The organism is Micromonospora sp. KC207, assembly GCF_004348615.1.
GTDB lineage: Bacteria > Actinomycetota > Actinomycetes > Mycobacteriales > Micromonosporaceae > Micromonospora.
In genome coordinates, this window is record NZ_SMKJ01000007.1 from 1 (window position 1) to 17,298 (window position 17,298).

21 protein-coding genes are annotated in these 17,298 nt (G+C 72.9%); 11 read left to right on the top strand and 10 right to left on the bottom strand.

The annotated features are described in order from the left end of the window. Positions 1-2 precede the first annotated feature (2 nt). The 3 genes from E1258_RS01635 to E1258_RS01645 all read right to left on the bottom strand — a co-directional run bounded on the left by E1258_RS01635 (position 3) and on the right by E1258_RS01645 (position 1,811). Complete coding sequence (locus tag E1258_RS01635; RefSeq protein WP_132396147.1) at positions 3-626, bottom strand: RNA methyltransferase; 624 nt, start codon at positions 624-626, stop codon at positions 3-5. A gap of 68 nt (positions 627-694) precedes the next feature. Then, on the bottom strand, positions 695-1,222 hold the full coding sequence (locus E1258_RS01640; RefSeq protein ID WP_207919365.1) for a hypothetical protein: 528 nt from the start codon (positions 1,220-1,222) through the stop codon (positions 695-697). A gap of 73 nt (positions 1,223-1,295) precedes the next feature. Next, entirely contained in the window at positions 1,296-1,811 is a 516-nt protein-coding gene (locus E1258_RS01645) for a MaoC family dehydratase (protein ID WP_036374042.1), read from the bottom strand. A gap of 546 nt (positions 1,812-2,357) precedes the next feature. On the opposite strand from E1258_RS01645, the gene trxA reads away from it, so the two are divergent. The 3 genes from trxA to E1258_RS01660 all read left to right on the top strand — a co-directional run bounded on the left by trxA (position 2,358) and on the right by E1258_RS01660 (position 4,305). Beyond that, a complete protein-coding gene (gene trxA / locus E1258_RS01650) occupies positions 2,358-2,720 on the top strand; it encodes a thioredoxin (RefSeq protein ID WP_007074428.1) in 363 nt (120 codons plus the stop codon). A 194-nt stretch (positions 2,721-2,914) separates the two neighbouring features. Continuing rightward, a complete protein-coding gene (locus tag E1258_RS01655) occupies positions 2,915-3,355 on the top strand; it encodes a hypothetical protein (protein ID WP_132396151.1) in 441 nt (146 codons plus the stop codon). Further along, positions 3,352-4,305, top strand: coding sequence for an MFS transporter permease (locus tag E1258_RS01660; protein WP_132396153.1), 954 nt, complete (start codon positions 3,352-3,354; stop codon positions 4,303-4,305). The genes E1258_RS01655 and E1258_RS01660 overlap by 4 nt, the downstream gene beginning before the upstream one ends. A gap of 192 nt (positions 4,306-4,497) precedes the next feature. On the opposite strand, the gene E1258_RS01665 is transcribed toward E1258_RS01660, so the two are convergent. Next, on the bottom strand, positions 4,498-4,878 hold the full coding sequence (locus E1258_RS01665; protein WP_132396155.1) for a thiol-disulfide oxidoreductase DCC family protein: 381 nt from the start codon (positions 4,876-4,878) through the stop codon (positions 4,498-4,500). Between the two features lie 91 nt (positions 4,879-4,969). On the opposite strand from E1258_RS01665, the gene E1258_RS01670 reads away from it, so the two are divergent. Together E1258_RS01670 and E1258_RS01675 are read left to right on the top strand one after the other, a co-directional pair. Continuing rightward, entirely contained in the window at positions 4,970-6,016 is a 1,047-nt protein-coding gene (locus E1258_RS01670) for an Rv2578c family radical SAM protein (protein ID WP_132396157.1), read from the top strand. Positions 6,017-6,042: 26 nt separating this feature from the next. After that, the gene (locus E1258_RS01675; RefSeq protein WP_007074423.1) at positions 6,043-6,450 is read left to right on the top strand and encodes a CoA-binding protein; all 408 of its coding nucleotides are present in this window, start codon (positions 6,043-6,045) and stop codon (positions 6,448-6,450) included. A 106-nt stretch (positions 6,451-6,556) separates the two neighbouring features. Here E1258_RS01675 and E1258_RS01680 read toward each other — a convergent pair whose 3' ends face one another. Beyond that, complete coding sequence (locus E1258_RS01680) at positions 6,557-7,753, bottom strand: acyl-CoA dehydrogenase family protein (RefSeq protein WP_132396159.1); 1,197 nt, start codon at positions 7,751-7,753, stop codon at positions 6,557-6,559. 168 nt (positions 7,754-7,921) lie between these two features. On the opposite strand from E1258_RS01680, the gene E1258_RS01685 reads away from it, so the two are divergent. Continuing rightward, positions 7,922-8,356, top strand: a complete 435-nt coding sequence (locus E1258_RS01685; protein WP_132396161.1) for a DUF4190 domain-containing protein — start codon at positions 7,922-7,924, stop codon at positions 8,354-8,356. 55 nt (positions 8,357-8,411) lie between these two features. Here E1258_RS01685 and E1258_RS01690 read toward each other — a convergent pair whose 3' ends face one another. After that, positions 8,412-9,248: an SDR family NAD(P)-dependent oxidoreductase gene (locus tag E1258_RS01690; RefSeq protein WP_207919366.1), complete on the bottom strand. Its 837-nt coding sequence runs from the start codon at positions 9,246-9,248 to the stop codon at positions 8,412-8,414. Positions 9,249-9,435: 187 nt separating this feature from the next. On the opposite strand from E1258_RS01690, the gene E1258_RS01695 reads away from it, so the two are divergent. Further along, positions 9,436-9,948, top strand: a complete 513-nt coding sequence (locus E1258_RS01695; RefSeq protein ID WP_132396165.1) for a DUF4190 domain-containing protein — start codon at positions 9,436-9,438, stop codon at positions 9,946-9,948. A gap of 67 nt (positions 9,949-10,015) precedes the next feature. Here the strand turns inward: E1258_RS01695 and E1258_RS01700 are convergent, their stop codons facing one another. Beyond that, the gene (locus E1258_RS01700; protein ID WP_132396167.1) at positions 10,016-10,972 is read right to left on the bottom strand and encodes a CoA ester lyase; all 957 of its coding nucleotides are present in this window, start codon (positions 10,970-10,972) and stop codon (positions 10,016-10,018) included. Between the two features lie 147 nt (positions 10,973-11,119). Here E1258_RS01700 and E1258_RS01705 point away from each other — a divergent pair, with 147 nt between their 5' ends. After that, positions 11,120-11,944, top strand: coding sequence for an SDR family NAD(P)-dependent oxidoreductase (locus tag E1258_RS01705; protein WP_083802306.1), 825 nt, complete (start codon positions 11,120-11,122; stop codon positions 11,942-11,944). On the opposite strand, the gene E1258_RS01710 is transcribed toward E1258_RS01705, so the two are convergent. Next, the gene (locus E1258_RS01710; protein ID WP_243715116.1) at positions 11,839-12,894 is read right to left on the bottom strand and encodes a DMT family transporter; all 1,056 of its coding nucleotides are present in this window, start codon (positions 12,892-12,894) and stop codon (positions 11,839-11,841) included. The two genes, E1258_RS01705 and E1258_RS01710, sit on opposite strands and share 106 nt — an antisense overlap. A 100-nt stretch (positions 12,895-12,994) precedes the next feature. Between E1258_RS01710 and E1258_RS01715 the strand changes: the two genes are divergently transcribed. Further along, complete coding sequence (locus tag E1258_RS01715) at positions 12,995-13,693, top strand: HAD family hydrolase (protein WP_132396169.1); 699 nt, start codon at positions 12,995-12,997, stop codon at positions 13,691-13,693. A 41-nt stretch (positions 13,694-13,734) separates the two neighbouring features. Here E1258_RS01715 and E1258_RS01720 read toward each other — a convergent pair whose 3' ends face one another. Then, positions 13,735-14,271, bottom strand: a complete 537-nt coding sequence (locus tag E1258_RS01720) for a hypothetical protein (protein ID WP_132396171.1) — start codon at positions 14,269-14,271, stop codon at positions 13,735-13,737. A 180-nt stretch (positions 14,272-14,451) separates the two neighbouring features. Continuing rightward, complete coding sequence (locus tag E1258_RS01725; protein ID WP_132396173.1) at positions 14,452-15,321, bottom strand: PhzF family phenazine biosynthesis protein; 870 nt, start codon at positions 15,319-15,321, stop codon at positions 14,452-14,454. 33 nt (positions 15,322-15,354) lie between these two features. Between E1258_RS01725 and E1258_RS01730 the strand changes: the two genes are divergently transcribed. Both E1258_RS01730 and E1258_RS01735 read left to right on the top strand, forming a co-directional pair. Next, positions 15,355-16,641, top strand: a complete 1,287-nt coding sequence (locus E1258_RS01730) for a magnesium transporter MgtE N-terminal domain-containing protein (protein ID WP_132396175.1) — start codon at positions 15,355-15,357, stop codon at positions 16,639-16,641. Then, positions 16,634-17,251, top strand: coding sequence for a DUF1003 domain-containing protein (locus E1258_RS01735; protein WP_132396177.1), 618 nt, complete (start codon positions 16,634-16,636; stop codon positions 17,249-17,251). Before E1258_RS01730 ends, E1258_RS01735 begins: the two co-directional genes overlap by 8 nt. Positions 17,252-17,298 lie beyond the last annotated feature (47 nt).

A 17,298-nucleotide genomic window follows, 5' to 3' on the forward strand; every position in this document is an offset into this window, starting at 1 on the left:
GGTCAGGCGGGCGGCGGGCCGGCGTGGGCGCGGATCCAGGCGTGCATGGCGATCCCGCTGGCCACCCCGGCGTTGATCGACCGGGTGGAGCCGTACTGGGCGATGGAGAAGAGCTGGTCGCAGGCCGCCCGCGCGACGTCGGACAGCCCCGGACCCTCCTGGCCGAAGAGCAGCGCGCAGCGGCGCGGCAGGCTCGTCGTCTCCAGCGGGCGGGAGCCGGGCAGGTTGTCGATGCCCACCACCGGCAGGTTCCGGCCCGCCACCCAAGCAGCGAACTCCTCGATCGTCTCGTGGTGCCGGACGTGCTGGTACCGGTCGGTCACCATGGCACCCCGCCGGTTCCACCGTCGCCGCCCGACGATGTGCACCTCGGCGGCGAGGAAGGCGTTGGCGTTGCGGACCACGGTGCCGATGTTGAGGTCGTGCTGCCAGTTCTCGATCGCCACGTGGAAGTCGTGCCGGCGTCGGTCGAGGTCGGCCACCACGGCCTCGCGCCGCCAGTACCGGTAGCGGTCCACGACGTTGCGCCGGTCGCCTCCGGCGAGCAACTCCGGGTCGTAGCGCGGATCGTCCGGGGGGTCGCCGACCCACGGTCCCACGCCGACTTCGAGCTGGTCACCGGTCACGGTCTGCAGAGCGTACGGACACCCCGGCCCGCCGGGCGCGGCGGGCCGGGGCGCCTGATCGGGCGGGGTCAGCCCAGGTCGAGGGCGCCGCCGAGCCGGTCCAGGAAGCGCAGGTCGGCCGGAGTGGCGGCCATGCCCGCCGGGGCCCCGGCGGTAGCCCGGCGGACCCGGGCCGCCACCGACTGCACCCACTGCCGGTACGCGGCCGAGTCGGCGGGGTCGGCCCGCTGGCGCAGCAGCCGGACCGCGGCCCGGCAGGCGGCCAGCAGGTCGACCGGGTCGGTGAGCCGGTCGGCCGGTGCGGCCGTCCCGTCGTGCCGCGCGTAGATGGCGGCGACCACGGCGCGGACCAGGTCGCTGTCGGAGGCGCGACCGGCGGCCACGGCGTCCAGACCGGCCAGCCCGGCGGCGACGCCCCGGGGCGGGTCGCCAGGGGCGGGCGCGGCGGCGGCCACGAGCACCCGGCCGGGGAGGCCGGTCAGCAGGTCCCACTCGGCGGCGGAGTAGACGGCGGTGGTCAACGGTACGGCGCGGCGGCCGGCAGAGGGCGGCTCTCCGGCGACGGAGTGGCTCATGGGGACCTCCGGCGCCAGCATATGGCCCCGTCCGGCACGCCGGGCCCCTTCGCCGCAACGGCGCCGGAAAGGACGTGACGGCGTACGGAAGGAGTCAGCGCGGCTCGGGGAAGCTCGGCCGCTCCGGGTCGACGCCCGCTGCGACGGTCGTGGCCGCGTACGCCCGCTTGGGGACCATCACCCGGCGGCGGAAGACGCAGACCATGGTGCCGTCCTGCTTGTAGCCGCGGGTCTCCACCGACACGACGCCCCGGTCCGGCTTCGACTCGGACTCGCGCTTGTCCAGGACGGTGGTCTCGCCGTAGATGGTGTCGCCGTGGAAGGTCGGTGCGACGTGCCGCAGCGACTCGACCTCAAGGTTCGCGATGGCCTTGCCGCTGACGTCGGGCACGGAGAGGCCGAGCAGCAGGGAGTAGACGTAGTTGCCGACCACGACGTTGCGCCCGAACTGGCTCGCCGACTCGGCGTAGTGCGCGTCGAGGTGCAGGGGGTGGTGGTTCATGGTGAGCAGGCAGAAGAGGTGGTCGTCGTACTCGGTGACGGTTTTGCCCGGCCAGTGCCGGTAGACCGCGCCGACCTCGAACTCCTCGTAGTAGCGGCCGAACTGCATCGGTGTCCCCTTCACGGCGGCGACGGAGTTCGGGCCAGCATGCCTTATCGAGGGTTAAGGTGACGCCGGGGTCGGGCCTGCCGCGAAAATGCCACACCGGCCGCACACCCGGGGGGAGACGCAATGAGCGGCGGGGCCCTCCCCGGCACCCGCCGCCCACGCTCTGATGGGGAAGATTCTGCCGCACGGAGATGCCCGACCAACAGAGACCGACGTCACATTTATCTTTTCGTAACAATACGAAGAGTGACGATCAACGAGCGTCGGGGCGATCTCCACGGGTCGAATCGGTGCTTGTCAGGCGTCAAATCATCGAAGTTGATCAACAATCAGGGGCGCTAGCTGTGGAAACGCTCCCATCACGGCTGGTCACGCAAATGCGTCATGCATGTGCACGCCACGCGGACGCCGTCAACAGACAAAAGTCGATGCGCTGGCACCCCTCCCCGGCCCCGCCGGGTTTCGGGGACGGACGCCCGGGAATTCGACGGGCTCCGTCCTGGTTCCAGGAGGCGTAGGTGATTCCGCGGTGATCGGAGAGTCCACATGGCAACCGTTGAGCTGACCACGGCGAACTTCGACGAGGTGACGGGCGGCGACGGCATCGTCCTCGTCGACTTCTGGGCGGAGTGGTGCGGCCCGTGCAAGCGGTTCGCCCCTGTCTACGAGCGCTCCTCGGAAAAGCACCCGGACATCGTCTTCGGCAAGGTCGACACCGAGGCCCAGCAGGAGCTCGGCGCGAAGTTCGACATCCGCTCGATCCCGACGATCATGGCGATCCGGGACGGCGTGATCGTCTTCGCCCAGCCGGGGGCACTGCCCGAGTCGGCCCTGGAGAACCTCATCGAGCAGGTCCAGGGCCTCGACATGGACGACGTGCGCAAGAAGCTGGCCGAGCACCAGCACTGAGCACCGAGCCACCAGCACTGCGCGCAGGCACCGCGCCGGCCACAGGCACCAAGCGCCGAGCCGGCCGACGGCCGGACCCACGTCGGGTCCGGCCGTCGCCGCGTCACCGGCCCCAGGTGACCGGTGCGGCCGGGGGCACGCCGGCCGATGGAGGGACCCGAAGCGGCCCCTCCATCCCGTACCGTCGTGAACCGATGGAGACGCTGACCCGCCGGGGCCGGGGGGCCCGCCTGGGCGCCACCGCGCTCGGCCTCGCCGTGCTGCTGGCCGGCACCGCCTGGGGCACCGACGACGACTTCCCGTTCGGGCCGTTCCGGATGTACTCCACGTCCGACCCGCCGGACGCCCCCGCCCCCGACACCCGCATCGAGGGCGTCGACCGCACCGGCGCCGTGGTCGACCTCGGCCAGGACGCCACCGGCATCCGCCGGGCCGAGATCGAGGGCCAGCAGAGCCGGTACGTCGAGGATCCGGCCCGGCTGCGCCAGGTCGCCGACGCGTACGCCGAACGTCACCCCGACGCCGCCGTGCTGGTCGAGGTACGCATCGTGATCCGCTGGTACGGCATCGAGACCGGCCGGCCGACCGGGCGCTGGACCGACGAGACCGTGGTGAGCTGGCGGGCCGACGGGTGACCCGCTGGCTCACCGAGGCGGTCCCCCGGGGCCGGGTGGCCGCCTTCCGCACCCTGGTCTACCTGTTCGTCGCCGCCGACCTGGTGGTCTTCACCCCCTGGGTACGCGCCCGCGCGAGCGTGCCCGGCGACCTCTACCAGCCGCTGCTCGTCGGGCGGGTGCTCCCGCTGCCGACCCCCACCCCGGCGCTGGTAAGCGTGATCTTCTGGGTGCTGCTGGTCCTCGCCCTGCTCGCCGCGACCGGCCGGGCCCACCGCCTGCTCGGCTGGTCGGTCTTCGCGCTCTATCTGGAGTGGATGATCATCGCGATGAGCTACGGCAAGGTCGACCACGACCGGTTCGGCCTGCTCGTCGCGCTCGCCGCGCTGCCCACCGCCGGCCGGGCCCGGCACGGCGACCCGACCCGCACCGAGGCCGGCGGCTGGGCTCTGCGGGTCACCCAGATCGCAGTGATCTGCACGTACTTCCTGGCCGCCTTCGCCAAGTTCCGGTTCGGGGGCCTCGACTGGGCCACCGGTTCGGTGCTCGCCAAGGCGATCATCCGGCGCGGCACCGATTTGGCCGACCTGATCGCCGGCGTGCCGTACCTGCTGCTCGTGGCGCAGTTCGGCATCCTCGCCTTCGAGCTGCTCAGCCCGGTGGTCTTCGTGCTGCCGGCACGCTGGCGGCTGGCCATGGTCGGCTTCTTCTACTCGTTCCACCTGGTCACCATGGCGACGATCACCATCTCGTTCGCCCCGCACCTGGTGGCGATGGCCAGCTTCCTGCCGCTGGAGCGGATACGCCCGGTCGGCTGGCTGCGGCAGGCAGGCGCGGGGCGACTACGCCGGGGCGGCCCGCCGGGGCAACCCGCCGGGGCGACTACGCCGGGGCGGCCCGGCCAGCTCGACGACCAGCCCCTCGCAGCTAGTGGCGACGACCTCCGCCCCGCGCCGCTGCACCAGCCGTAGGGGCGGGTCCTCCGCGCGTTCCCGCCACATCGCCACCGACCCGGACCTGCCGGCGGGTGCCGTCCGGGTGCTGGCCGCGGGTCGCCCCGCGCGGGACTGGTCGAGGTGTGGGACCTGCCGTCTCGCGACGGACGGCCCTCGTTGGCACTGCTCGAAACGGCTGCTCGCCGCGCTCGGGGGCGATGTGAGAGGTCAGTCCCGGCGGGCCGAGGGCACGGCGCAGGCGGCCGTGCCACCTGGCAGCCGGTGGCGGTTGCGGGCAACCCAGCGGTACGCGGGCCAAGCCACCGCGCGGGCGGGCGGGAAGCGCAGGGCGGACCCGGCGACCCGCCAGAAGAGGCCGCTTTCACCGAGCAGCTTCGCGATCGCGTCCGGCCCGGCGGCCCGGGAGCCGTCCGCACCCACCCACTGCACCGCCTCCTCGCACTCGGCCTCCCTCAGGCCCAGCGCGTCGAGGTCGGCGAACTGCCAGGGCAGCACGCGCGCCCGGGTGGGGATGCGGCGCTCGATGAACTCCGCGCACCTCGTGCAGAACGCGCAGTCGCCGTCGTAGACGAAGGTCGACCTCTCCATGCTGCCATCCTCCCCCCGGCCGCGGCCCGCCGCACACCGGTGTCCGGCAGGTCACTTGCGCGCAGTTCGTACATGTGTTCGAATGTGGGTCATGCGCTGGGGAAACCTCTCCGCTCCCCCGGACGAGGCCGGTTCCGAGCGGGCAGCGCCGGCGGCTCCACCCCTGCCGCTGGCGCTGCCCGGCGCGGTCACCCGCACCTTCGACACCCCGGGCTTCGCGGGGATGACCTTCCACGAGGTCCGGGCCAAGTCGATCATCAACCGGGTGCCGGGCGCGTCCCGCGTTCCCTTCGAGTGGACGATCAACCCCTACCGGGGCTGTTCGCATGCCTGCGTCTACTGCTACGCCCGCAACACGCACACCTATCTCGACCTCGACGCCGGGGCGGACTTCGACCGGCAGGTGATCGTCAAGGTCAACGCGGGCGAGTTGGTGCGCCGGGAGCTGGCCGCGCCCCGGTGGCGTGGGGCACCCGTGGCGATGGGCACCAACGTGGACTGCTACCAGCGCGCCGAGGGGAAATACCAGCTCATGCCGCAGATCATCGCGGCGCTGCGCGACTTCGCGAACCCGTTCTCGATCCTGACCAAGGGCACGCTCCTGCTGCGGGACCTGCCGCTGCTGCGCCGCGCCGCCGAGGTGACCCGGGTCGGCCTGGCGTACTCGGTGGGGTTCCTCGACGAGGCGCTGTGGCGGGCGGTGGAGCCGGGCACCCCGAGCCCGCGCCGCCGGCTGGCGGCCGTCCGGGCGCTGACCGACGCCGGTTTCTCCGTCGGCGTGCTGATGGCCCCGACCCTGCCCGGCCTCTCCGACGACGACGCGTCGATCGACGCCACCGTCTCGGCGATCGCCGCCGCCGGGGCGGCCAGCGTGACGCCGCTGGCCCTGCACCTGCGCCCCGGTGCCCGCGAGTGGTACGCGCGCTGGCTCGGCCGGGAGCACCCGCACCTCGTCCCCCGCTACCGGGAGCTCTACCGGGCGGGTGCGTACGCGCCGCAGGCGTACCAGCGGGAACTGGCCGCCCGGGTGCGCATCGCCGCCCGCCGGCACAGGCTGATCCGCCCCGAAGCGGGCGACGACCGACGGCCGGTCGCGAAGCCGGTCGCGCCGCCCGCCGAGCAGCTCACCCTGCTCTGAGCCGGGCGGCCGGCTACAGTCGCGGGGTGCGCAGCGCCCAGCAGATCCTCGCCGAAGCCGCCGTGATCGCCGTCGTGGGCGCGTCCCGCGACCCCGGCAAGCCCGCGCACCGGGTGCCGGCGCGGATGCAGCGGTACGGCTGGCGGATCATCCCGGTCAACCCGACGGTCGACGAGCTGTTCGGCGAGCGGGCGTACGCGTCCCTGGCCGACATTCCGCACCCGGTGGACCTGGTGAACGTGTTCCGTCCGGCCCGGGACGCCGTCGAGGTGGTCCGCGAGGCGGTGGCCATCGGCGCGCCCGCGGTCTGGTTGCAGCTCGGGATCGTCTCGCTCGAGGCGCGCCGGATCGCCGAGGAGGCCGGTGTCGACTACGTCGAGGACCGGTGCCTGATCATCGAGCGGGCCGCCGCCAACCTGAGCCGCCTCGGCTGAATGCCGCTCCCGCCGGCCGGCGTCGGCTCGAGTGTTGGGCATGGTGCTGGTTTGCAGGGGCCCCTTCCTATACCGAAAGCGTTGACAGGGGGCCTTCCTTGCACCGTCAGAGCTTGTAGTCGCGCAAAAGGCCGCGGGAGATGATGGTCTTCTGGATCTCCGAGGTGCCCTCGCCGATGAGCAGGAACGGGGCCTCCCGCATCAGCCGCTCGATCTCGTACTCCTTGGAGTAGCCGTAGCCGCCGTGGATGCGGAACGCCTCCTGGACGACCTCGACGCAGTACTCGGAGGCGAGCAGCTTGGCCATCCCGGCCTCGACGTCGTTGCGCTGGCCGGCGTCCTTGAGCCGGGCGGCGTTGACCATGAGGGCATGTGCGGCCTCGATCTTCGTGCCCATCTCGGCGAGCTTGAACGCGATCGCCTGGTGCTTGGCGAGCGGCTGGCCGAAGGTCCTGCGCTGCTGGGCGTACGCGACGGCCAGCTCGAAGGCGCGGATCGAGATGCCGCAGGCGCGGGCGGCGACGTTGACCCGGCCCACCTCGATGCCGTCCATCATCTGATAGAAGCCACGGCCGACCTGCTCCGCACCGCCGAGCACGGTGCAGGCGGGGACGGTGACGCCGTCGAGCACCATCTCGGTGGTCTCGACGCCCTTGTAGCCCAACTTGTCGATCCGGCCGGGGATGGTCAGGCCGGGGGCGGTCTCGCCGAAGCCCGGCTCCTTCTCCAGCAGGAAGGTGCTCATGTTGCCGTACACGGATTCGGCACCGGTGTCGGTCCTGACCAGGGTGGCGACCACCGAGGAGTACGCGCCGTTGGTCAGCCACATCTTCTGGCCGTCGAGCACGTAGTTGTCGCCGGCGCGGACCGCCCTCGACCTGATCGCCGAGACGTCGGAGCCGCACTCCGGCTCCGACATGGAGAACGCGCCGCGCACCTCGCCGGTGGCCATCCGGGGCAGCAGCCGGGCCTTCTGCTCGGCGGAGCCGTGCTGGGAGATCAGGTACGCCACGATGAAGTGCGTGTTGACGATGCCGGAGATCGACATCCAGCCCCGGGACAGCTCCTCGACCACCAGGGCGTACGTCAGCAGGGACTCGCCGAGCCCGCCGAACTCCTCGTCGATGGTGAGGCCGAACAGCCCCATCTCGCGCATTCCGTCGAGGATGTCGGTGGGATACTCGTCGGCGCGTTCCAGCCGCTGCGCGTGCGGGACGATCTCCTTGTCGGCGAACTCCCGGACGGTTTGCAGGATCGACCGCTGCACGTCGGTCAGGCCGGGCGTCTGGGCGAGTCGAGCCATCTCAGCCTCCGGGGACAAGCGCATTACTCATGGGTAACGCTCGGTCAGTATCGGCCTCGTGGGCGACGACGCCAAGGCGACCAGTCCACCCAACCGCTGTGAAAAGGTTCACCGCTGCGGGTAGCGTCCGCGATAGGCCAGGTCACGACGGGTAGCGGAAGGTGTCGGATGAGTTATCCACCGCAGGAGCCGGACCAGCCGCCGTCGCCGTACGAGCCGCCGTCCGGCCAGTACGGCCCGTCCCAGAGCCAGAGCCAGAGCCAAGGTCAGGGCCAGTACGACCCGCCCTCGGGCCAGGAACAGTACGGGCAGTACGGCCCACCCCCGGGCTACGGCCAGTACGGCCCGTCGGGGCAGGGCCGGGGCACGAACGTCCTCGCCGTGCTGTCGCTGGTCTTCGCGTTCGTCTTCGCGCCAGCCGGAATCGTGCTCGGCCACGTGGCCAAGCGGCAGATCCAGCGCACCGGGGAGGAGGGCGACCAGCTCGCCACCTGGGGGCTGATCCTCAGCTACGTCTTCACCGTGATCGGCCTGGTCGCCTGCTGCGGCTGGATCGGGCTGGCGATCTGGGGCCGCTCCATGGACGGCAGCTCCTACAACTGATTTCCCGGGAGCCGATCTTCTCCGCGGGTCGACAGCGGATTCCCCGGGGAGACGGTCAGCGGAACTGCGCCTCGCGGACGCTGTTGCCACCGTCGACCACCAGCATCTGCCCGGTGATGTACGACGCGGCCGGCGAGCAGAGGAAGGTGATCGCGGCAGCCACCTCGTCCGGGGTGCCGGGGCGGCCCACCGGCGTGCCGAGGCCCTGCCGAATCTCCGCCACTGTGGACGCCGCCGTGTGGATGGTGCCGGGGGCCACCGAGTTCACCGTCACCCCGTCGGCGATCATCTCCATCGCCAACGCCCGGGTCAGACCCACCACGCCCGCCTTCGCCGCCGCGTACGCCGCCTCCGTGGGCAGTGCGTTCACCGGGCCGGCCGTTGCCGCGAGGTTGACGATCCGCCCCCAGCCGCGCTCGGCCATCCCGCCGATGAACGCCCGGCTGCACAGGAACGCGGTGGTCAAGTTCCGGTCGATCTCGCCGCGCCACTCGTCGTAACTGAGCTGGGCCACCGGGCGCAGCACCTCCGGGCTGGCCCGGCTCGCCAGGCCGGCGTTGTTGACCAGCACCTCGACGTCGCCGAGCTGCTCGGTCACCGCGTCGGCGAGCGCGCCGACCTCCGACTCGTCGGTGAGGTCGGCGACGAATCCGGTCACCCCCAGCTCGCCGGCCCGCTCGTGGATGCGCCGGGTGGTGGAGACGATGGCCACCCGGGCGCCCAGGTCCGCCAGCCGGCGGGCGGTGGCGTACCCGATGCCGTCGGGGCTGCCCGCGCCGGTGACCAGGGCGACCCTGCCGTCGAGCCGCATGGTGACCGGGTCCGCCAGCGGCACCGGGGCGTCCTGGTCGGTCGGGCCGGCCCCGGCGGCGGAGCGGCTGCGCCGGGCCAGGCCGGGGCGGCTCACGTCCCGTCGCGGTCGGCTGCCGGAACGGTCTGCGGCGCGCGCGTCGATTGCCATGCCGCGATCCTGCCGGTTCGTCCTGCCCCGGGCAACGCGGCACCCGGTAACGGTGCCGCGTTTTGGGCCGCCCTGGCTACCCTGACCGCGCACCCTCGACAAGACGCGGAGAGAATTTATGACATACCCCCCACCGGCCGGCGGCCCGAACGACCCCTGGTCCCAACCGTCCACGCCGCCGGTCGACCCGACCCTGCCGGTGAGCGGGCAGCCCACCGGCGGCGACCCGTACGCGCCCGTCGACCCGTACGCGGGGATGAAGATGGAGCAGGCCGCGCCGGTCGCCGGCCCGCACGCCGTGCCCGGCTACGCCCCGGCCGGCTACCCGGCGCCGGGCTACCCGGGGTACGGGTACCCGCCGGCGCAGAGGACCAACGGGATGGCGGTCGCGGCGCTGGTGCTCGCCCTCGTCGGGGTCGCCTCCTGCATCACCGCGCCGATCGGCGCGATCCTCGGGCACGTGGCCCGCAAGCAGATCCGCGAGACCGGCGAGGGCGGCGCGGGGATGGCGCAGGCCGCCATCATCGTCGGCTGGATCCTCACCGGCCTGCTGGTGCTGCTGATCATCTTCTACGTGGTAATGATCGTCCTCGCTATCACCATGGACACCGGCAGCAGCAGCGGCTTCTGACCCGCCCGGTGCCGCCCCGGCCCGGGGCGGCACCGGCCCCGGCGGCTCCCACTCCCGCAGACGGCTCTCACTCCGCGGGAGGCGTGAAGCTCGACGTGCGGGTCATCCCGGCCGCCCGGCCCTTGGCCGCGATCACCAGAGCCATCTTGCGGGACGCCTCGTCGATCATCTCGTCGCCGAGCATCACCGCGCCGAGCCGGCCGCCGGCCTCGGAGGTGTAGTGCTCGTACGCGTCGAGGATCAGCTCGGCGTGGTCGTAGTCGGCCTGGGCCGGCGAGTAGACCTCGTTCGCGGCGTCGATCTGGCCGGGGTGCAGCACCCACTTGCCGTCGAAGCCCAGCGCGGCCGAGCGCTTCGCCACCTCACGGAACGCGTCGATGTCCCGGATCTGTAGGAACGGGCCGTCGATGGCCTGCTTGTCGTACATCCGGGCGGCCATCAGGATGCGCATCAGGATGTAGTGGTACGGGTCACCCGGGTAGTCCGGGATGAGCCCGCCGACCACCAGCGACCTCATGTTGATCGAGGCCATGAAGTCTGCCGGGCCGAAGACGATGGTCTCGACCCGGGGCGAGGCGGCGGCGATGGCGTCGACGTTGACCAGGCCGGCGGCGTTCTCGATCTGCGCCTCGATGCCGATCCGGCCGACCGTCAGGCCGAGGGTCTTCTCCAGCTGGGTGAGCGTCAGGTCCAGCCACTGCACCTGGGCAGCGTTCTGCACCTTCGGCAGCATGACGCAGTCCAGGTTCGCGCCGACCCCCTCGACGATGTCGATCACGTCCCGGTACGTCCACGGGGTGGTGAGGTCGTTGACCCGGACCACCCGGGTCTTGCCGGCCCAGTCGCCCTCGTTGAGCGCGGCCACGACGTTCTTGCGCGCGTCCGGCTTGGCCAGCGGGGCGACGGCGTCCTCCAGGTCGAGGAAGACCTGGTCGGCGGGGAGGCCCTGGGCCTTGCCGAGCATCTTGACGCTGGAGCCCGGCACGGCGAGGCAGGACCGGCGGGGACGACCGGCGGCGGTCATGGGTGCGCTCCTTCCAACGTCCGGCGGGCGGGCCGACGCCAACCTGCAGGAAAGACGCCACTGGTACGACAACCGGAGAACTTAACGATCGCAAAGGCGTTTGTGACGCCACGGTAACCTCGTGCCGTGACTGGGGTGAATGGGCCTGTGGAAGATCTCACTGGGCGGCGGATCGTGGTGGTGACCGGGGCCAGCTCCGGCATCGGGCTGGCCGCCGCCGTGGACCTCGCACGCCGGGGCGACGAGGTCGTGCTGGTCGGGCGGGACCCGGCCCGACTCCGGGCCGCCGGCGAGCGGGTACGGGAGGCCAGCGGCGAGCGGCCCGAGCTGTTCCGGGCCGACTTCGCGGTCCTCGACGACGTGCGCGGGCTGGCCGAGCGGCTGCGCGCCGCGTACGACCGGATCGACGTGCTGGCCAACAACGCCGGCGCGATCGTGCTGCGTCCGGTGACCACGGTCGACGGGTTCGAGCTGTCCATGCAGGCCAACCACCTGGCCCCGTTCCTGCTCAGCACCCTGCTGCGGGACCGGGTGGGTCGGCTGGTGGTGACCGCCTCCGGCGCGCACCGCAGCGGCGCGCTCGACCCCGACGATCTCAACGCCGCCCTGCGTGACTACGGGCGGATACGCGCGTACGGCACCAGCAAGCAGGCGAACATCCTGTTCACCGCCGAGGCGGCCCGGCGCTGGCCGGACATCCCGGCGTACTGCTTCCACCCCGGTGTGGTGCGGACCCGGTTCGGCGCGGACAGCCCCCTGGTCGCATTCGGCCTGCGGGTTCTGCCGTTCCGCAGCCCCGAGAAGGGCGCGGAGACCCTGGTCTGGCTGGCCAACCAGGACCCGGCCCGACTGGTCGACGGCGGCTACTACAGTGACCGCCGGCTCCGCCGACCGATGCGCAAGGCCAGCGACCCCCAGCTCGCCGCCCGACTCTGGACGGCCAGCGCGAAGGCGGTCGGCGTCGAGCCGTGACGGCGGCCGGTCCGGGCTCCGCCGAGCACCACCACGGCGACGCCGACCAGGATCAGCGCGAGCCCGGGCACCGCGCCGGCCCGGGGTAGCTGGCCGAGCCAGGCCCAGGCGATCAGGGCCGCCCCGGGTGCCTCCAGCAGGATCAGCACGCTGACCGTGGTCGCGGAGATCCGCCGCAGCGCGTAGTTGAACATCGAGTGGCCCAGCAGTTGGGCACCCGCCACCAGGCCGAGGATCGCCAGCCAGGTGTTGGTGTCGTACCCGCCCAGCGGCACCCCGCCGACCAGGCAGACGGCCAGCAGGATCAGCGCGCACACCCCGTAGCAGATGGTGGTGTAGGTGGTGGTGCTGATGGCGATCCGGGCCCGCTCGCCGAGGGCGGTGTAGACCGCCGCGAAGAGGCCGCCGGCCACCGCGAGCAGGTCACCGGCGAACGCCCGCCCGGAGGCGACGAAATCGGCCCCGGAGGCGAGCACCGCCCCGCCGACCGCCACCCCGATGCCGACCCAGACGGCCGGCGGCAGCCGGCGGCCCTGACCTCGGGCGATCAGCCCCTGCCAGACCGGCTGGGTGGCGACCAGGGCCGCCGCGGCGGCGACTGAGGTGAGCCGGATGCTCGGCATCCAGGTGGCGAAGTGGGCGGCCAGCGCCACCCCGGACAGCACGCAGTACCAGCCCTCGCGGCGACCCGCGCCCACCGGCGGGCTCCAGTCACGGTCGGCGCCCCGCCGGGTCAGCGCCCGGAACTCGGCCCGCCGCCAAGTGAACGCGAACGGGACGAGCGCACCGACCGAGAGCAGGTTCCGCCAGAAGGCGATGGCCAGGGCCGGTGCGGTGGCGAAGGCGACCAGCGGAGCGGACGACGAGACCGCGAGAACGGCCAGGGCGACGACCCCGCCGGTCAGCGGGTCCACCGGGCGGTGGTGCTGAGGTACGGACACGGGAAGCAATCCTCACACGACACCCGTCGACACGGAACGTCAGCATTCAGTTACGATCATGGAATTTCCGCCGACGGCCCTCCCCCTCGACGTCCGGAGGCACTTCCCCATGCCCGTCTTTCGCGCGGTGCTGTTCGACTTCTTCGGCACGCTCACCTGTTCCGTGCAACGTGGCACGGCTCACCGGTCCACCGCCGAGCTGCTCGGTTGCCCGGTCGACGCGCTCGTCGACGTGCTCGACCGCAGCTACTACCAGCGGGCCAGCGGCCGGTTCGGCGACGCCGAGGCGACCCTGCGCTGGGTATGCGCGCAGGCCGGCGTACACCCGCCGAAGAGCGCGCTGCGCGCGGCGGTCGTCTCCCGGCACCGGGCGATCCGCGCGGACACCCGGCTGCGCGACGAGGCGGTGCCCGTGCTGGCGGCGCTGCGCCAGCGGGGGGTACGCACCGGCCTGGTCAGCGACTGCACCCACGAGCTGCCGGCGTTCCTGCCGGAGCTGGCCGTGGCCCCGCTGCTCGACGTGCGGGTGTTCTCGGTGCAGCTTGGCCGCTGCAAGCCCGATCCGGCGCTCTACCTGTCGGCGTGCCGCCCGCTCGGGCTGCCCCCGGGCGACTGCCTGTACGTCGGCGACGGCGGCAGCCAGGAGCTCACCGGCGCGCGGCGGGCCGGCATGACGGCGGTGCGGCTGGCCGCCCCGGACCTCGTCGAGCACATGGTCTTCAACGCCGAACCGGCCTGGGACGGGCCGGAGCTGGGTTCGCTCAGCGACGTCCTCGGCCTGGTGGAACCGGTCGCCGAACCGGCCTGACCCCGGTCGCCGCGGCGCGCGGCGCGGCCGGCTCGGGCCCGTCAGCGGCGCCGGACGCGGTGCAGCCGGAACGGCCTGCGGGTGGCCCGGACCACCGGGGCCGCCCGGGGTGGTTCGGCGAGCGAGGCCTCCGGCAACCGGTCGCCGGCGGCCGGATCGCCGGCCGGGGTGAGCCGGACCAGGGCGCAGCCGTCGGTGGCCCACCGGGCCACCAGATCGGCCGTGGGGCCGGGCGCGTTGAGCCGCTTGGCCGCCACCGTCGGGGCCAGGGCCGTCCACTCTTCGGTGCCGGGGTTCAGCCGGGTCACCCGGGCGGGCCAGGTGACGATCCGCCCGCCGTGATCGCCGCGCAGGGTCACCCGCGCCTCGGTCGCCTCCGCGAGCCCGGGCGCGGCCTGCTCGCCGGGGCCGCTCACGACCAGCAGCGACCCCTCCGACGGTACGCACCACAGCGCCCGTGCCGGCCCGCCCACAACGCTCACCCAGGCCACGGCGGCCTTCTTCACCGCCTCGTCGACCAGCTTCACCGCCTCGTCGAGCAGTGGCGTGCCGACCCGCTCGTCCACCTCGTCAGTCACCTGCGCATCCTCCCGCACGGCTGCCGGCCCACGCGACCGTACGCCGGTCGGCCGGCCGGTGCGCGCTCCGAGCCGTACGCCCGCCGGTGCGCGCTTCGAGGCGCGCCGGCCCGCGCTCCGAGGCGGTGAGAGGGGTGCCCTTCTCTACCGCGGGCGTTGACAGGGGGCCCTTCCTTGCACCTAGCCCACGAAGGGTGGGACGGCGATCTCGCCGCGCGCCACCGACATCACGTCGCCGCTCACGGTCGCGCCGATCGCCGCGTCGCCGACGGCGGTGACCGTGCAGGCCAGCACGGACGGACGGCGCAGTTCGGCGCCCTGCCGGACGATGTAGGAGGAGTGCCCCTCGCCGGGGAGCAGCCCGCTGGCGACCAGCCACACGCCGAGCCCGAGGGCGGCCGATCCGGTCGCCGGGTCCTCCGGCACGCCGTGCCCGGGGACGAAGACCCGGGCATGCGCGGTTTGCGAGTCGGCGTCCCAGGAGAAGATGCTGACGTGCTCGATGCCGTACCGCTGCGCCGCCGCCGAGTCGACCCGGGCGCGGGCCACCGCGTCCCTGCGCACCGGCAGGAACGGAAACTCCAGCCCGCACCCGGCGACCCGGGGCGGCGGGCCGGCGTGGTCGGCGACGGCGAGGCCGACCACTTCCAGCAGCGGCTCCAGGTCCAGCTCGGGGCCGAGCGTGGGCACACCGCCGGTCAGCGTCGCGCTCGTCGCGGTGACCTCGATCGGCAGCACGCCGACCCCGCACTCCTGGGTGACCCGCCCCACACCGAACATTCCCCGGCGGCTCGCGGTCACCGCCGCGCCGACGCTGGGGTGACCGGCGAACGGCAGCTCGTCGGTGGGAGTGAAGATCCGCGCCCGGTAGGTGGCCCCGACCTGGGTGGGCGGCAGCACGAACACCGTCTCGGACAGGTTGAACTCCAGCGCGAGCGACTGCATCTGTTCGGTGGCCAGCCCTTCGGCGCCGAACACCACAGCCAGCGGATTGCCGGCGAACGGGCGGTCGGTGAAGACGTCCACGATCTCGTAGGCCAAGGTCGACATGTTGATAGACAGTAGGCGCTTAGGCTGGTGGCCGTGAGCACGCCGAACCGGGTCTACATCGCCCGACTCGCCGGAGTCGCCGTCTTCGACCCCAACGGTGACCAGGTGGGTCGGGTGCGCGACGCGGTGGCCCGGCTGCGGCCCACCCAACGCCCGCCGGAGGTGGTGGGGCTGGTCGCGGAAATGCCGATGCGCCGGAGGATCTTCCTGTCCATCAACCGGATCACCAGCATCGACGCCGAGGCGGTGGTGCTCGGCAGCGGCACGCTCAACCTGCGCCGGTTCGAAAAGCGCCCCAACGAGCTGCTGGTGCTCCAGGAGCTGCTGGACCGGCGCGTGCAGCTCGACCCCGGCGGCCAGCCCGGGTCGGTGGTCGACGTGGCCATGGAGCGCAGCCGGGGCGGTGAGTGGTCGCTGGCCCGCGTCGCCGTCCGCGAGCACACCGGTCGGCTCACCCGCCGCGGCCACCTGCACCAGGTCGAGTGGGACCGGGTGCGCGGCCTCAGTGACATCGGCGAGAACCGGGGTACGGCGAACCTGCTCGCCGTCCTGGAGGACATGCGCCCGGCCGACCTGGCCAATGTCCTCCAGGACCTGCCGGACAGCCGGCGCAACGAGGTGGCGGCGGCGCTGGACGACGAGCGGCTGGCCGACGTGCTCAGCGAGCTGCCCGAGCACGACCAGGTGGAGATCCTCGCCGCGCTGGACCGGGAACGGGCCGCGGACGTGCTGGAGGAGATGGACCCGGACGACGCAGCCGACCTGCTCAACGAGCTGCCCCCGACCGAGCAGGACGTGCTGCTGGACCTGATGGAGCCGGACGAGGCCGACCCCGTACGCCAGTTGCTGAAGTACTCGTCGGGGACGGCGGGCAGCGTGATGACCTCGGAGCCGGTGATCCTGCCGCCGGACGCCACGGTCGCCGAGGCCCTGGCTCGAATCCGGGAGGAGCAACTCTCCCCGGCGGTGGCCGCGCAGGTCTTCGTGACCCGCGCGCCGCTGACCACCCCGACCGGCCGGTACCTGGGCATGGTGCATTTCCAGCGGCTGCTCCGGGAGCCCCCGGCCGACCTGCTCGGCGGGGTGGTGGTCAACGACATCGACCCGCTGCGCCCGGCCACCCCGCTGCCGGAGATCACCCGCCGGATGGCCACCTACGACCTGGTCGCCATGCCGGTCGTCGACCGCAACAACCGGCTCGTCGGCGCGGTCACCGTCGACGACGTGCTGGACCACTCTCTGCCGCGCGACTGGCGCGACCGGGACGCCCCGACCGCCCCGGCGCCCGTGCACGAGGTGCTGGACGGCGCCGATGAGTGAGCAGCGGCGGGCCGAGCGGCTGGACCAGCCTCGCGAGCCCCGGGGCGTGAAGCTGCCCCGGTTCGATCCGGAGGCGTTCGGCCGCTGGTCCGAGGGGATCGCCCGGGGCATGGGCACGGCGAACTTCATCGTCTACATGACGGTGGTGATCGCCGCCTGGTTCGGCTGGAACACCCTGGCCCCGGCGAACCTGCGCTTCGACCCGTACACCTTCACGTTCCTGACCCTGGTGCTCTCCCTCCAGGCGTCCTACGCGGCACCGCTGATCCTGCTCGCGCAGAACCGGCAGACCGACCGGGACCGGGTGGCGTTGGAGGAGGACCGGCGGCGCGCGGGTATGCAGAAGGCGGACACCGAGTACCTGGCCCGGGAGGTCGCCGCGCTGCGGATCGCGCTTGGCGAGGTGGCGACGCGGGACTTCCTCCGCTCGGAGCTGGCCCGGCTGGCCGAGGAGCTGGACGAGGCCGCCCAGCGCCGACAGAAGCTGGAACGCCGGCAGCAGGGACGGCCGTCGCCGCGCGGCGGGCCACACCTCGACGAGCCCCTCGACGAGATGGATGGCGACATCGCCCGGGGCGGCCGGCCGGAGGGGCCGGCCGAGCCGCGCTGACCCCCCGGCGCGACGCGCCGACGAGCCCGGCCGGGTCGCACCGACCG